Origin of the sequence: Streptomyces iranensis, assembly GCF_017874715.1 — a bacterium.
GTDB lineage: Bacteria > Actinomycetota > Actinomycetes > Streptomycetales > Streptomycetaceae > Streptomyces > Streptomyces iranensis.
In genome coordinates this window covers 243,034-260,448 of the sequence record NZ_JAGGLR010000018.1, presented here as the reverse complement: position 1 = coordinate 260,448, position 17,415 = coordinate 243,034, and the positions used below count along the sequence as shown (strand labels likewise).

Sequence of the window (17,415 nt, the reverse complement as noted above, 5' to 3'; positions counted from 1 at the left end):
TCGATGGGTCCGCGGGCGCAAGGTTTGTGACGAGAAGCATGGGTGAGACTCCAATGTCGGATCAGGACAAGATCCTCGACTACCTCAAGCGGGTAACTGCCGATCTGCACCAGACGCGGCAGCGTCTTCGCGAGGTCGAGTCGCAGGAGCCTGAGCCGATCGCGATCGTCGGAATGAGCTGCCGGTTCCCCGGAGGCGTCACGTCTCCGGAGGAGCTGTGGGAGCTCGTGGCCGCGGGCGGCGACGCCATCGCGGACTTCCCCACGGACCGTGGCTGGGACGTCGACGCGCTCTTCGCCGACGACCCCGACGAGCAGGGCACCAGCTACACCGACAAGGGCGGGTTCCTCGACGGCGCGGGCGAGTTCGACGCCGGGTTCTTCGGGATCAGCCCGCGCGAGACCCTCGGCATGGACCCGCAGCAGCGGCTGCTGCTGGAGACGTCCTGGGAGGCGTTCGAGCGGGCCGGGATCGACCCGGCCACGCTCCGCGGCAGCAAGGCCGGTGTCTTCGTCGGCACCAACGGCCAGGACTATCCGGAGCTGATGCACACGCTGCCGCAGGGCGTGGAGCAGTATCTGCTCACCGGCAACGCCGCCAGCGTCATCTCCGGCCGGATCTCCTACACCTTCGGCCTGGAGGGCCCGGCGCTCACGGTCGACACCGCGTGCTCGGCGTCGCTGGTGGCACTGCACCTGGCCATCCAGGCGCTGCGCAACGGCGAGTGCTCGCTGGCGCTCACCGGCGGTGTCACGGTGATGAACAGCCCGCGTGCGTTCATCAACTTCAGCCGCCAGCGCGGCCTCGCGCCCGACGGCCGCTGCAAGGCGTTCGCGGACGGCGCGGACGGCACCGGCTGGGGCGAGGGCGTCGGCATGCTGCTCGTCGAGCGGCTGTCGGACGCGCGCCGACACGGCCACAAGGTGCTGGCCATCGTCCGTGGCTCCGCCATCAACCAGGACGGCGCCTCCAACGGTCTGACCGCGCCCAACGGCCCGTCCCAGCAGCGCGTCATCCGCCAGGCGCTCACCGACGCCCGGCTCACCCCGGCCCAGGTGGACGCCGTCGAGGCACACGGGACCGGCACCAGCCTCGGCGACCCCATCGAGGCCCAGGCCCTGCTCGCCACGTACGGGCAGAACCGGGCCGAGGGCCGCCCGCTGTGGCTCGGCTCGATCAAGTCCAACTTCGGGCACACCCAGGCCGCCGCCGGTGTCGCCGGAATCATCAAGATGGTCAAGGCCATCGAGCACGGCGAGCTGCCCAGGACCCTGCACGTCGACGCGCCCTCCCGGGACGTGGACTGGGACGCGGGCGCCGTCTCCCTGCTCACCGAGAACACCCCGTGGCCGGAGACCGGCCAGCCGCGCCGGGCGGGCATCTCCTCCTTCGGCGTGAGCGGTACGAACGCGCACACCGTCATCGAGCAGCCACCCGCCGAGGACCGCGAGACCTCCGGTGGCGATGACGCCGCGCCCTCGCGGTGGACCGGTATCGGCGGGCAGGTGCCGCTGCTGGTGTCCGCGCAGAGCGCACCGGCGCTGCGCGCCCAGGCCGAGCGGCTCACCGCCCGGGTGCAGGACGACCCGGGCCTCGGCCTGGTCGACCTGGCCCACTCACTGGCCACCACCCGCGCCGCGCTGGACCACCGGGCCGTGGTCCTGACGGGCGAGGGCGGCCGCGACGAACTGCTGCGCGGACTGGCCGAAATCGCCGAGGACGCCCCCGCGGGCGGCGTCGTCCGGGGCGAGGTGGCCGAGGGCAAGGTCGCGTTCCTCTTCACCGGCCAGGGCAGCCAGCGCGCCGGAATGGGCCGTGAGCTGTACGCGGCCGTCCCGGCCTTCGCCCGCGCCCTGGACGAGGTGTGCGCCGAGCTCGACCAGCACCTCCAGCGGCCGCTGCGCGAGGTGATGTTCGGCGACGACGGCGGGCTGCTGGACCGCACCGGCTACACCCAGCCCGCGCTGTTCGCCCTCGAAGTGGCGCTGTTCCGGCTGCTGGAGACGTGGGGCGTCAAGCCCGACTTCCTCGTCGGCCACTCCATCGGCGAACTGGCCGCCGCCCATGTGGCCGGTGTGCTCTCGCTCGCGGACGCGGCGAAGCTGGTGGCCGCGCGCGGCAGGCTGATGGAGGAACTGCCCGCCGGTGGCGCGATGATCGCCGTGCAGGCGTCCGAGGACGAGATCACACCGCTGCTCACCGAGCGGGTGTCGATCGCCGCCATCAACGGGCCGACGTCGGTGGTCATCGCGGGTGACGAGGACGCGGCTGTCGCGATCGCTTCCGGTTTCGAGGCGCAGGGCCGTAAGACCAAGCGGCTCACGGTCAGCCACGCGTTCCACTCGCCGCGCATGGACGGCATGCTGGACGCCTTCCGCGAGGTGGCGCGGCAGGTGACATACGCCCCGCCGGTCATCCCCATCATCTCCAACCTCACCGGCGGTTCGGTCTCCGCCGATGAGATCTGCTCGCCCGACTACTGGGTCCGGCACGTCCGCGAGGCGGTCCGCTTCACCGACGGCATCCGCCGGCTCGAGGAGTACGACGTCGCCACGTATGTGGAGCTGGGCCCCGACGGGGTGCTCTCCGCCATGGCGCAGGACTGCGTCACCGGCGACGGCGCCGTGTTCGTGCCCGTGCTGCGCGGCGACCGCCCCGAGGCCACCGCCCTGGCCGGTGCCCTCGCCCGCGCCCATGTGCACGGCGTGGCCGTCGACTGGACCGCGGTCTTCGAGGGCTCCGGCGCCCGCCGCGTCGAACTGCCCACCTACGCCTTCCAGCGCGAGCTGTACTGGCCCGAGCCGCCCGGCCCCTGGACCGGCGATGTCACCGCCGCCGGGCTCGGCTCCGCCGACCATCCGCTGCTCGGCGCCGCCGTGTCGCTCGCCGACGGCGCCGGATTCCTGTTCACCGGACGGCTGTCCCTCCAGACCCACCCCTGGCTGGCCGACCACGCCGTCATGGACACCGTGCTGCTGCCCGGCACCGCCTTCGTGGAGTTGGCCATCCGCGCCGGTGACCACGTGGGCGCGGACGTCCTGGAGGAGCTCACCCTTGAGGCCCCGCTGGTGCTGCCCCCGCAGGGCGGCGTCCAGCTCCAGGTGTCCGTGGGCGCCCCGGACGAGACCGGCCGCCGCTCGCTCACCCTGCACTCGCGCCTGGAGGACGCCGCCGACGGCACCTGGGGCGAGGGCGAATGGACCCGCCACGCCACCGGTGTGCTCGCAGGCGGCGCCACCACCCCGGACGAGAACCTCACCGCATGGCCCCCGGCCGGTGCCACCGAGGTCCCCGTCGACGGCCTCTACGACTGGCTCGCCGAGACCGGATTCGCCTACGGCCCCGTCTTCCAGGGCCTCCAGGGCGCCTGGCAGCACGGCGACCATGTGTACGCCGAGGTGCGGCTGCCCGAGAGCGCCCGCGCCGAGGCCGAGCTGTTCGGGCTGCACCCGGCGCTGCTGGACGCGGCGCTGCACGCCGTGGGCATCGGCTCCCTCCTGGAGGTCACCGAACACGGCCGCCTCCCCTTCTCTTGGAGCGGGGTCCGGCTGCACGCCGTGGGCGCCGCCACGCTGCGCGTCCGGCTCTCGCCCGCCGGTCAGGACGCCGTGGCCGTACTGGTGACGGACGAGAGCGGCGCGCCCGTCGCCTCCGTCGACTCGCTGCTGCTGCGCCCCGTCTCGCCCGACCAGGTGCACGCCGCGCGCGGCGCCTTCCACGAGGCGCTGTTCCGCGTCGAGTGGACCCCTGCCCCGGTGCCCGCCAACACCACCGTGGTGGCCGGGCAGTGGGCGGTGCTGGGCGCCGAACACCCCGAGCTCGCCATCGCCCTGCCCACCGCCGCCGGGTACGCCGACCTGGCCGCGCTCGGCGCGGCCGTGGACGCCGGGGCACCGGTGCCACAGGCCGTCGTCGCGCCGTTCCTCGCGGATGACACCGGGCTTCCCGTCGAGACCGCCGTGCGCGAGGCCCTGCACCGCGCGCTGGAGCTGGTCCAGAACTGGCTCGCCGACGCCCGCTTCGAGGGCTCCCGGCTGGTGATCGCCACCCGTGGCGCCGTCGCCACCTCGACGGACGCCGACACCGAGGACCTGGCCCACGCCCCGCTGTGGGGTCTGCTGCGCTCCGCGCAGTCCGAGAACCCGGACCGCTTCGTCCTGGCGGACATCGACGGCCGGGACGAGTCGTACGGTGTGCTGTCCGCCGCCCTGGCCACCGGCGAATCGCAGCTCGCGGTCCGCGCCGGGACCGTCGTCGTACCGCGGCTGGCCAAGGTCGCCGCCGACCCCGAGCGGACCGCCCCCGCCCTCGACCCCGAGGGCACCGCCCTGGTCACCGGCGCCACCGGCACCCTCGGCGGCCTCGTCGCCCGCCATCTGGTGGCCGAGCACGGCATACGCCATCTGCTGCTGCTCAGCAGGCGCGGGGGAGCCGCCCACGGCGCCGCCGAACTCGTCGCCGAACTGCGCGCGTCGGGCGCCGAGGTCACCCTCGCCGCCTGCGACGTGGCCGACCGCGCCGCGCTCGCCGCGACCCTGGCCGCCATCCCGGCCGAGCACCCGCTGACCGCCGTGGTGCACACCGCCGGTGTGCTCGACGACGGTGTCATCGGCTCGCTGACCGCCGAACGTATCGACCGCGTCCTGCCGCCCAAGGTCGACGCCGCGTGGAACCTCCACGAGCTCACCCGCGACCTCGACCTGTCCGCGTTCGTGCTGTTCTCCGCCGCCGCCGGCACCCTCGGCGGCCCCGGCCAGGCCAACTACGCGGCCGCCAACGCCTTCCTGGACGCACTCGCCCACCGGCGCCACGCCCAGGGGCTGCCCGCCACCGCCCTCGCCTGGGGCCTGTGGGCCGAGCGCAGCGGCATGACCGGCGACCTGGACGACACCGACATCCAGCGCATCACCCGCGCCGGAGTGGCCGCCCTCTCCTCCGAGGAGGGCCTCGCCCTCCTGGACACCGCCCTCGCCGTGGGCGACCCCACGCTCGTCCCCATGCACCTGGACCTGGCGCCGCTGCGCCACGCCGACGCGACCATGGTCCCCGCGCTGCTGCGTGGCCTGGTGCGGGCCCCCGGCCGCCGCGTGGTCGAGGCGGGCGGCGGGGCGGCTCCCGGCGGGCTCGCCGACCGGCTCCTCGGGCTGTCCGTCCCCGAGCGCGACCGGCTGCTGCTGGAGATCGTCTGCGGTCAGGTGGCCGCCGTCCTCGGCTATGCGGGCCCGGAGGCCGTCGGCGCCGGACGGGCGTTCAAGGAGCTGGGCTTCGACTCGCTCACCGCCGTCGAACTGCGCAACCGCCTCGGCGCGGTCACCGGCGTACGGCTCCCGGCCACCCTCGTCTTCGACTACCCGACGCCGACCGCGCTCGCCGGCTTCCTGCGCACCGAGATCCTCGGCGACCAGGCCGACGAGGCCGCCGCGGCCCCCGCCGCCACCGTGGCCGTGGCCGACGACGAGCCCATCGCCATCGTCGGCATGAGCTGCCGCTACCCCGGCGGGGTCAGCAGCCCCGAGGAGCTGTGGCAGCTGGTCACCGGCTCGGTGGACGCCATCTCCGGCTTCCCGACCGACCGTGGCTGGCAGCTGGAGGGACTGCTGGGCGACGACCCCGAGCAGACGGGCACCAGCGCCACCATCGAGGGCGGATTCCTCTACGACGCGGGCGAGTTCGACCCCGACTTCTTCGGCATCAACCCGCGCGAAGCCCTCGCCATGGATCCGCACCAGCGGCTGCTGCTGGAGAGCTCCTGGGAGGCGTTCGAGCGGGCCGGGATCGACCCGGCGACCGTACGCGGCAGCAGGACCGGCGTCTTCGCGGGCGTCATGTACCACGACTACCTCTCCCGGCTGACCGCCCTGCCGGAGGGCCTGGAGGGCTACCTCGGCACCGGTACGGCGGGCAGCGTGGCCTCGGGCCGGGTGGCGTACACCTTCGGTCTGGAGGGCCCGGCGGTCACCATCGACACGGCGTGCTCGTCGTCGCTGGTGGCGCTGCACCTGGCGGCGCAGGCGCTGCGCAACGGCGAGTGCACGATGGCCCTCGCGGGCGGTGTCACCGTCATGTCCACCCCGGACACCTTCATCGACTTCAGCCGCCAGGGCGGTCTTTCGGCCAGCGGCCGCTGCAAGTCCTTCTCGGCGGACGCCGACGGCACCGGCTGGGCCGAGGGCGTCGGCATGCTGCTCGTCGAGCGGCTGTCGGACGCCGAGAAGAACGGCCATAAGGTGCTGGCGGTCGTGCGGGGTACGGCGGTCAACCAGGATGGTGCGTCGAACGGTCTGACGGCGCCTAATGGTCCGTCGCAGCAGCGGGTGATCCGTCAGGCGCTGGCGAACGCACGCCTGTCGGCGTCCGAGGTGGACGCGGTCGAGGCGCACGGTACGGGTACGACGCTGGGTGACCCGATCGAGGCGCAGGCGCTGCTGGCCACGTACGGCAAGGAGAAGACCGAGGACCAGCCGCTGTGGCTGGGCTCCATCAAGTCCAATGTCGGCCATACGCAGGCCGCCGCAGGTGTCGCGGGGATCATCAAGATGGTGCAGGCCATGCACCACGGCGTACTGCCCCGGTCCCTGCACCTCGACGAGCCCTCGCCGCATGTGGACTGGGCGGCGGGTGCGGTGTCGCTGCTGAGCGAGGCGCGGGAGTGGCCGGAGACCGGGCGGTCCCGCCGGGCCGGTGTGTCCTCCTTCGGCGTCAGCGGCACCAACGCGCACGTCATCATCGAGCAGGCGCCGGAGCCGGAGGAGGCCGGGCTCTCCGCGCTTCCGGCCGTCCGCCCTTCCGTACTGCCGTGGACCGTGTCCGGCAAGAACGCCGACGCGCTGCGGGCGCAGGCCGAGCGGCTGCTCGCCGACCTGGAGCGGCGGCCCGACGTCTCCCCGACCGACTTGGCGTACTCGCTCGCGACCTCCCGTGCCGCGCTGGACCACCGTGCCGTCGTGGTCGGCGGGGACCGTGCGGCGCTGATCGTGGGCCTGGCGGCGCTGGCGCGCGGTGAGTCGGCCGCGGGGCTGGTCCAGGGCTCGGTGGCGGATGGCAAGGTGGCGTTCCTGTTCACCGGCCAGGGCAGCCAGCGGCTCGGCATGGGCCGTGAGCTCTACAACGCCTACCCGGTGTTCGCGGAGGCGTTCGACGCGGTCTGCGACGCGCTGGACGTACACCTTGAACGGCCGCTGAAGACCGTGGTGTTCGGGGAGGACGCGGCGGAGCTGGACGAGACCGGGTTCACCCAGCCCGCGCTGTTCGCGGTCGAGGTGGCGCTGTTCCGCCTGGTCGAGGCGTGGGGGCTGCGGCCCGATGTCCTCTCCGGGCACTCCATCGGCGAGCTGGCCGCCGCCCATGTGGCCGGTGTGCTGTCGTTGGCCGACGCCGCGAGGCTGGTGGCGGCGCGTGGCCGTCTGATGCAGGAGCTTCCGGCGGGTGGCGCGATGATCGCCATCCAAGCCTCCGAGGACGAGGTGCTGCCGCTGCTCACCGAGCGGGTCTCGATCGCCGCGCTCAACGGGCCGTCGTCGGTGGTCATCGCGGGTGATGAGGACGCGGTTCTGCAGGTCGCTTCTGGTTTTGAGGCGCAGGGGCGTAAGACCAAGCGGCTCACGGTGAGCCATGCGTTCCACTCGCCGCGTATGGACGGCATGTTGGAGGCGTTCCGCGAGGTGGCGGAGGGGCTGTCGTACGAGGCCCCGCGCATCCCGATCGTCTCCAACCTCACCGGGAACGTGGTCTCCGCCGAGGAGATCACCAGCCCCGACTTCTGGGTCCGCCACGTCCGCGAGGCCGTCCGCTTCCTCGACGGCATGCGGACGTTGGAAGCCCAGGGCGTCACCACTTACCTCGAACTCGGCCCCGACGGCGTGCTCACCGCCATGGGCCAGGAGTGCGTCACCGACGCCGACGCGGCTGGTTTCGCCGCCGCGCTGCGCAAGGACCGCGCCGAGGCCGAGACCGTCGCCACCGCCCTGGCCGCGCTGCACACCCGTGGGGTGACCCCGGACTGGGCCGCGTACTTCGCCGGGACCGGCGCCCACCGCGTCGACCTGCCGACCTACGCCTTCCAGCACCGCCGCTTCTGGCTGACGTCCCCCGCGGGCTTCGTGGGCGACGTGGAATCGGCGGGTCTGGACCGGGCCGACCACCCCCTGCTGGGCGCGGCCGTGCCGCTGGCGGACTCCGACGGCTTCCTGTTCACCGGCAGGCTCTCCCTCGAAAGCCACCCGTGGCTGGCCGACCACGCCGTCATGGGCACCGTCCTGCTGCCCGGCACCGCCTTCGTCGAACTGGCCATCCGCGCCGGTGACCAGGTGGGCTGCGACCGGCTGGACGAGCTGACGATCGAGGCGCCGCTGGTGCTGCCCGAGCGCGGCGCGGTCCAGCTGCAGATCGTCGTCGGCGCCCCGCAGCAGGCCGGGCACCGCACGCTGGAGCTGTACTCGCGGGCGCAGGACGCGCCCGCCGAGCTGCCGTGGATCCGGCATGCGAGCGGTGTGCTGGTGGCCGGTGGCCCGCGGCCCTCGTTCGATCTGACGGCGTGGCCGCCGCAGGGCGCCGAGCCCGCCGGGGTCGAGGGGCTCTACGAGCATCTGGCGCAGGGCGGCTTCGCGTACGGCCCGATGTTCCAGGGGCTGACGGCGGCCTGGCTGCGTGGCGACGAGGTGTTCGCCGAGGTGCGGCTGCCGGAGGACCGCAAGGCCGACGCGGGCGGGTTCGGACTGCACCCGGCGCTGCTGGACGCCGCGCTGCACAGCACGTTCGCCCGCGCGGGCGGCGATGAGCAGGGGCGGCTGCCGTTCTCCTGGAGCGGGGTGTCGCTGCACGCGGTCGGCGCCGACGCGCTCCGGGTCCGGCTGACCCCGGCCGGTGCCGACGGCGTGTCGCTGGAGCTGGCCGACGGCACCGGTGCCCCGGTGGCCTCGGTCGAACAGCTGGCGCTGCGCCCGGTCTCGGCCGGGCAGCTCGCCGAGGGCCGCTCCGCCGCGTACCACGAGTCGCTGTACCGGCTGGACTGGGCCACCGTGGCACTGTCCACCGAGAGCCCGGCCGCGTCCTGGACGGTGCTCGGCGAGGGCGCGCCCGCCCCGCTGACCTCCGGTGGAGCGATCCACGCCGACCTGGACGCGCTGGCCGCGGCCGGGAATGCCCCCGCGTACGTCCTGGCGTATCTCGACCCGCGCGGCGCCACCGGGGACGAGGTGACCGCCGCCGTCCACACCGCCACCCAGCGGACGCTGGCGCTCGTCCGGGCGTGGTTGGCCGACGACCGGTTCGCCGCGTCCCAGCTGGTGCTCGTCACCCGGGGCGCGGTCGCCACCGCGGGCGACGCCGGGACCCACGACCTGGCGCACGCCCCGGTGTGGGGTCTGGTGCGCTCGGCGCAGTCGGAGAACCCGGACCGGCTGGTGCTGGTGGACCTCGACGGCACCGACGCCTCCTACGAGGCGCTGGGCGCCGCGCTCGCCTCCGGCGAGCCGCAGTTCGTGCTGCGCCGGGGCGCCGTACACGCCCCCCGGCTGGCGCGCACCGCCGCCGCCGGGCCCATGGTGCCGCCGCCCGGCGAGCCGGCCTGGCGGCTGGACATCCAGGACAAGGGCACCCTGGAGAACCTCACCCTGCTGCCCAGCCCGGAGGCCGCCGCGCCGCTGGAGGCCGGGCAGGTGCGGGTCGCGGTCCGGGCCGCCGGTGTGAACTTCCGCGATGTGCTCAACGCGCTCGGCATGTACCCCGGTGACGCGGGCCTGATGGGCAGCGAGGGCGCGGGAGTCGTCCTCGAGACCGGCCCCGGGGTCACCGATCTGGCGCCCGGCGACCGGGTGATGGGCATGCTGCCCGGCGGCTTCGGCCCGCTGGTGGCAGTCGACCGCCGCATGGTCGTGCCGATGCCGGAGGGCTGGTCGTACGCGCAGGCCGCGTCCGTGCCGATCGTCTTCATGACGGCCTACTACGCGCTGCGCGACCTGGCCGATCTCCAGGGCGGGGAGTCGCTGCTGGTGCACGCCGCCGCCGGTGGTGTCGGCATGGCCGCCGTGCAGCTGGCCCGCCACTGGGGGGTGGACGTCTACGCCACCGCCAGCCAGGGCAAGTGGGACACGCTGCGCTCGCTGGGGCTGGCCGACGACCGGATCGCCTCCTCCCGCGACCTGGCCTTCGAGGATAAGTTCCGCGAGGTCAGCGGGGGCCGCGGCGTCGATGTCGTACTGGACTCGCTGGCCCGGGAGTTCGTGGACGCGTCGCTGCGGCTGCTGCCGCGCGGCGGCCGGTTCGTCGAGATGGGCAAGACCGACGTCCGGGCGCCGGAGGAAGTCGCCGCCGCCTACCCCGGCGTCTCCTACCAGGCGTTCGACCTCACCGAGGCGGGCCTGGACCGCATCCAGGAGATGCTGTGCGAGCTGCTGGAGCTGTTCCGGCAGGGCGCGCTGCGGGCGCTGCCGATCACCGCGTGGGACCTGCGGCAGGCCCCGGACGCCTTCCGCTACCTCAGCCAGGCCCGCCACACCGGCAAGGTCGTGCTCACCGTGCCCGCCCCGTGGAACCCGGACGGCACCGTGCTGATCACCGGCGGCACCGGCACCCTGGGCGGTCTGGTCGCCCGGCACGCGGTCACCGAGCGCGGCGCACGCCGCCTGGTGCTCACCAGCCGCCGCGGTGAACAGGCCGCGGGCGCGGCCGAACTCGCCGCCGAGCTGCGCGAGCTGGGCGCCGAGGTCACCATCGCCGCCTGCGACGCGGCCGACCGGGACGCGCTCGCCGCCGTCCTGGCCGACATCCCCTCGGCGCGTCCGCTGACCGCCGTCGTGCACACCGCCGGGGTGCTGGACGACGGGGTGATCGACGCGCTGACGCCGGAGCGGCTGGAGAAGGTGCTGCGCCCCAAGGTGGACGCGGCCGTCAACCTGCACGAGCTGACCCGCGACCAGGATCTGGCCGCGTTCGTGCTGTTCTCCTCGGCCGCGGGTACGTTCGGCGGCCCCGGACAGGCCAACTACGCGGCGGCCAACTCCTTCCTGGACGCCCTGGCCCGCCACCGCCAGTCCCAGGGCCTCGCCGCCACCTCGCTGGCCTGGGGTCTGTGGGCCGAGGCCAGCGGGATGACCGGTGAGCTGGAGGCCACCGACAAGTCCCGGATGACCCGCTCCGGTGTGCTGGGGCTCTCCTCGGACGAGGGCCTGGCGCTGTTCGACGCCGCCCAGGAGGTGGGCGACGCCTTCCTGGTGCCCATGCAGCTCGACCTGGCGCCGCTCACCGGCGCGCCCATCGAGATGGTGCCGCCGCTGCTGCGCGGTCTGGTGCGCGGCGGTACGACCCGCCGCACCGCCGAGTCGGGCGCGGCCGGGGACGGCTCCTCGCTGGTGGAGCGGCTGGTCCGGCTGGACGCGGCCGAGCGCGAGCAGACCCTGCTGGATCTGGTGCGCGCCCAGGTGGCCGTGGTGCTCGGCCATGACTCGCCCGACGCGGTGGAGGCGAGCCGGGCCTTCAAGGATCTCGGCTTCGACTCGCTGACCGCGGTGGAGTTCCGCAACCGGCTCGGCGCCGCCGCCGGGCTGCGGCTGCCCGCCACGCTGGTCTTCGACTACCCGACGCCGACCGCGCTCGCCGGATATCTGCTGGCGGAGCTGCTCGGTTCCGAGGCGGCGGCCGCCGTCCCCGCGCGGGCGGAGGGCCCCGCGGATGCCGGGACGGACGAGGACGACCCGATCGCCATCATCGCCATGAGCTGCCGCTTCCCCGGGGATGTGCGCACCCCCGAAGACCTGTGGGAGCTGCTGGCCGAGGGCCGGGACGGCATCGCCCGGCTGCCGGAGGACCGGGGCTGGGACCTCGACGCGTTCTACGACCCGGACCCGGACCGGCCCGGCACCTCGTACGCCCGCGAGGGCGGCTTCACTTACGACGCCCACCACTTCGACCCGGCCTTCTTCGGCATCAACCCGCGTGAGGCGCTCGCCATGGACCCCCAGCAGCGGCTGCTGCTGGAGACCTCCTGGGAGTCCTTCGAGCGGGCGGGCCTCGACCCGGGGGCGCTGCGCGGCAAGCAGGTCGGCGTGTTCGTCGGCCAGATGCACAACGACTACGTGTCGCGGCTGCACACCGTCCCGGAGGGCGTCGAGGGCTACCTCGGCACCGGCGGCTCCAGCAGCATCGCCTCCGGCCGGGTGTCCTACACCTTCGGCTTCGAGGGCCCCGCCGTCACCGTCGACACGGCGTGTTCGTCGTCGCTGGTGGCGCTGCACCTGGCGGCGCAGGCGCTGCGCAACGGCGAGTGCACGATGGCCCTCGCGGGCGGTGTCACCATCATCACCACCCCCGACGTCTTCACCGAGTTCAGCCGTCAGCGCGGCCTGGCCAGGAACGGCCGGTGCAAGCCGTTCGCCGCGGCCGCCGACGGCACGGCCTGGGGTGAGGGCGTGGGCATGCTGCTGGTGGAGCGGCTGTCGGACGCGCGCCGACACGGCCACAAGGTGCTGGCGGTCGTGCGGGGCACGGCGGTCAACCAGGATGGTGCGTCGAACGGTCTGACGGCGCCGAATGGTCCGTCGCAGCAGCGGGTGATCCGTCAGGCGCTGGCGAACGCACGCCTGTCGGCGTCCGAGGTGGACGCGGTCGAGGCGCACGGTACGGGTACGACGCTGGGTGACCCGATCGAGGCGCAGGCGCTGCTGGCCACGTACGGCAAGGAGAAGTCTCCCGAGCAGCCCTTGTGGCTGGGCTCGATCAAGTCCAACTTCGGTCACACGCAGGCCGCGGCCGGTGTCGCGGGCATCATCAAGATGGTGCAGGCGATGCGGCACGGCGTGCTGCCGAAGTCGCTGCACATCGATGAGCCGTCGCCGCATGTGGACTGGGCGGCGGGTGCGGTGTCGCTGCTGAGCGAGGCGCGGGAGTGGCCGGAGACCGGGCGGTCCCGCCGGGCCGGTATCTCGTCCTTCGGCATGAGCGGCACCAACGCGCACGTCATCATCGAGCAGGTGCCGGAGCCCGAGGAGGCCGAGGAGCCCCGGGGTTCCGCGCTCCCGTCGGGTGAGCCGTCCGTGCTGCCGTGGGTGCTGTCCGCCAAGACCCCCGAGGCGCTGCGCGCCCAGGGGGCCCGGCTCCGCGCCCATGTGGCCGACCACCCCGAGCCGTCCCTGGCCGACCTCGGCCACTCCCTGGCCACCTCCCGGGTGCCGTTCGAGCACCGGGCGGCGCTCGTCGGCCGGGACCGGGACGCCTTTCTGGCCGGGTTGGACGCCCTCGCCGAGGGCCGCACCACGACCGGTCTTGTCGAGGGCGCGGTGGCCGAGGGCGGCAGGCTGGCCGTCCTGTTCACCGGCCAGGGCAGCCAGCGGCTCGGCATGGGCCGTGAGCTCTACGACGCCTACCCGGCGTTCGCCGAGGCGCTGGACGAGGTCTGCGACGCGCTGGACCCGCATCTCGAACAGCCGCTGAAGACGGTGCTGTTCGGGGACGACGCGGAGCGGCTGGACCAGACCGGCTTCACCCAGCCCGCGCTGTTCGCGGTCGAGGTGGCGCTGTTCCGCCTGGTCCAGGCGTGGGGTGTGAAGCCGGACTTCCTCTCCGGCCACTCCATCGGCGAACTGGCGGCGGCCCATGTGGCCGGTGTGCTCTCGCTCGCCGACGCGGCGAAGCTGGTGGCCGCCCGTGGCCGGTTGATGCAGCGGCTGCCGGCCGGTGGCGCGATGATCGCCGTACAGGCGCCCGAGGACGAGGTGACCCCGCGGCTCGGCAAGCGCGTGAGCATCGCGGCCGTCAACGGCCCGACCTCGGTCGTGGTCGCGGGCGACGAGGACGCGGCGCTGGAGGTCGCGGCGGCCTTCGAGGCGGAGGGCCGTAAGACCAAGCGGCTCACCGTCAGCCACGCGTTCCACTCGCCCCACATGGACGGCATGCTGGACGCCTTCCGCGAGGTGGCGCTGGGGCTGACGTACCAGGCCCCGCGCATCCCGATCGTGTCCAACCTGACCGGTGGCCTGGTCCCCGCCGAAGAGATCATGACGGCTGACTTCTGGGTGCGCCACGTCCGCGAGGCGGTCCGCTTCCTCGACGGTGTCCGGACGATGGAGGCCCAGGGCATCACCACCTACCTCGAGCTGGGCCCCGACGGTGTCCTGACCGCCATGGCCCAGGACTGCGTGGAGGACGCCGACGTGGCCGCCTTCGCCGCCGCGCTGCGCAAGGGCCGCCCCGAGGCCGAGACGCTGCTCACGGCGATCGGCACCGCCCATGTCCGGGGCGCCGCAGTGGACTTCGGCCCGCTGTACGCCCCGTACGGCCCGCGGCTGGTCGATCTGCCGACGTACGCCTTCCAGCGCCGCTCGTTCTGGCTGGACGCCGGACCCGTCGGCGGCGACGCCACCGCGATCGGCCTGCACGCGGCGGACCACCCGCTGCTGGGCGCCGCCGTGGAACTGCCCGACTCGGACGGCGTCGCCTTCACCGGACGGCTCTCCCTCCAGACCCAGCCCTGGCTCGCCGACCACGCCGTCATGGGCACGGTGCTGCTGCCCGGCACCGCCTTCGTGGAACTGGCCCTGCGCGCCGGGGACCACGCGGGCTGCGACCGCCTTGACGAACTCACCCTGGAAGCCCCCCTGATCGTCCCCGACCAGGGCGCCATCCAACTCCGGCTCTCCCTCGCCGCCCCCGACGACACCGGCCGCCGCGCGCTCACCCTGCACTCCCGTGCCGAGGGCGCCCCGGCGGACGAACCGTGGCTGCGCCACGCAACAGGAGCGCTGGCGGCGTCGGACGCCACGACCCCGTCGTTCAACCTGACAGCCTGGCCCCCGGCGGAAGCCGAAAAGGTCGAGGTAGAGGGCCTCTACGAGGGCCTGGCCGATTCGGGCTTCGCCTACGGCCCGGTCTTCCAGGGCCTGACGGCCGCCTGGCGGCGCGGGGACGAGGTGTTCGCGGAGGTCCGCCTGCCGGAGGACCGCAAGTCCGACGCGGGTGCGTTCGGGCTCCACCCGGCGCTGCTGGACGCCGCGCTGCACGCACTGGGCCTGAGTACGGCCGAAGAGGGCAACGGCCAGGGCCGCCTGCCCTTCTCCTGGACCGGAGTCTCCCTGCACGCGGTGGGCGCCTCGGCCCTACGGGTGCGGCTGGATGGCACGGCCACAGGCACGGTGACCCTGGAGCTGGCCGACACAACGGGCGCCCCGGTGGCATCGGTCGAGGGCCTGGCCCTCCGCACGATATCCCCGGACCAGCTGGGCGCAGCCCGCCCCGGCAGCCCGTCCGACTCCCTCTTCCGCCTGGACTGGCTCCCGGCCCCGGCCCAGTCCACCGACGTAACCCCCAACCACTGGGCGGCGGTAGGCCCCGACACCCTGGGCCTCCAGACCTACGCGGATCTGGACGCACTGTCGGAGGCGGTCGCCTCCGGCACGCAGCTCCCGAAGTACGTACTGGCCGACCTGGCCCGTCCGGCGTTTGAGGACCGAGGCCCAGAGGCGGAGTTCATGGCCGGTGGGGCAAATCAAGCCCGTCCGGCGATTGAGGACACGCCCGAAGGGCGCCCGGGGCTCTGGGGCTTGTCGCACGCCTCGACCGATGCGGCATCTCCAGCCCGTCCGGCGTTTGAGGACCGGGGTCCAGGGGCGGAGCCCATGGTTTCGGGAAGGGGCGGGATTGGGGAAAGCTCCTCACCGGCCGACGCGGCGCACCGCGCCACCGCCCAAGCGCTGAGCCTGCTCCAGCAGTGGCTGGCCGACGACCGCTTCGTGAACTCCCGCCTGGTCATCCTCACCTCAGGAGCCGTAAACACCGGCACGGCCGAGCCGACGACCGACCCGGCCCAAGCCGCCATCTGGGGCCTTGCCCGCTCCGCCCAGGCGGAAAACCCGGACCGCATCGTCCTCGTGGACACCGACGGCAAGGGCAAGCCCCAAGACGCCATGGCCACCGCCCTGGCAACGGGCGAACCCCAAATCGCCCTCCGCGACGGCGCCCCCCGGGCGCCAAGGCTGGCCCGAGCCACCGTGGCGGCGGACCAGGAGACCCCCGCGTTCGACCCCGAGGGCACCGTCCTGGTCACCGGCGCCACCGGCACCCTCGGCGGCCTGATGGCCAGGCATCTGGTGACCAAGCACGGCGTACGCCACCTCCTGCTGCTCAGCCGCCGAGGCGAAGACGCCCCGGGCACCACGGAACTCACCACCGAACTAAGGGAGTTCGGAGCGGACCCCCGCTGGGCGGCCTGCGACGTGGCGGACCGGGACGCCCTCGCCGCAACCCTCGCCGCCATCCCAGCCGCAAACCCCCTCACCGCCGTGGTCCACACGGCAGGCGTCTTGGACGACGGCGTGATCGCGTCCCTCACCCCCGACCGGCTGACCACCGTCCTCCGCCCCAAGGCGGACGCGGCGTGGAACCTGCACGAGCTGACCCAGGGCGCGGACCTTTCCGCGTTCATCCTGTTCAGCTCGGCCGCAGGCGTCTTCGGCGGCCCCGGTCAGGGCAACTACGCGGCGGCCAACGCCTTCCTGGACGCCCTCGCCCAGCACCGCCGCGCAGGCGGCCTGCCCGCCACCTCCCTCGCCTGGGGCCTGTGGTCGGTGGCCGGAGGCATGGGCGGTGAGCTGGACGAGGCCGAGATCGCCCGCATCCGGCGCGGCGGGGTCGGCGTACTCACGGCAGAGACCGGCATGGAGCTGTTCGATGCCGCACAAGGCGTCGCACAGGGCGCCGCACACGGCTCGGACGAGGCCCTACTCGTACCGCTGCCGCTCGACATGGCCGCCCTAAGGGCACAGGCAGGAAGCGGCATGCTGCCCGCGCTCTTCCGCGGCCTGGTCCGGGCCCCCGCCCGCCGCGCCGCACAGTCCGCGGCGGCCGCCGCGGCCGGTGCCGAGGCGCTGCGCGAGCGGCTCGCCGGGCTGTCCGAGCCCCAGCGCGAGGAGGTGCTGCTGGAGCTGGTGTGCACCCAGGTGGCGGCCGTCCTCGGCTACCCCGGCCCGGAGACGGTCGACCCCGCCCGCTCGTTCAGCGAGGTCGGCTTCGACTCGCTGACCGCGGTCGAGCTCCGCAACCGTCTCAACGCCACGACCGGAGTCCGTCTCCCGGCGACGCTGGTCTTCGACTACCCGACCCCGGGCGCACTGGTCGAGTACCTCAGGGGCGAGATCCTGCCGGACGACGCGTCGGCGGTCACCTCGCTGCTCGCGGAGCTCGACGGGCTGGAGAAGTCCCTGGCCCTGGCCGGAGCCGGAGCCGGAGCCGCCCCGGACGACGAGGGCCGGAGCAGGGTCACCGCGCGGCTGCAGGCCCTGCTCGCGCAATGGAATGACAACCGAGGACCGGAAGACGGCGCCGGAGTCGCCGAGGAGCTGGAGTCCGCCACGGACGACGACCTCTTCGACTTCATCGGCAAGGAATTCGGGATCTCCTGAAGTGACCTGACCGTAGCCCACGCGAAGT

Annotated in this window: 1 protein-coding gene; it reads left to right on the top strand. The window is 73.9% G+C overall.

Annotated features, from left to right (window positions below; genetic code table 11):
- The first annotated feature begins 53 nt into the window (after positions 1–53).
- Positions 54–17,387: a type I polyketide synthase gene (locus tag J2Z30_RS31205; RefSeq protein WP_078956875.1), complete on the top strand. Its 17,334-nt coding sequence runs from the start codon at positions 54–56 to the stop codon at positions 17,385–17,387.
- Positions 17,388–17,415 lie beyond the last annotated feature (28 nt).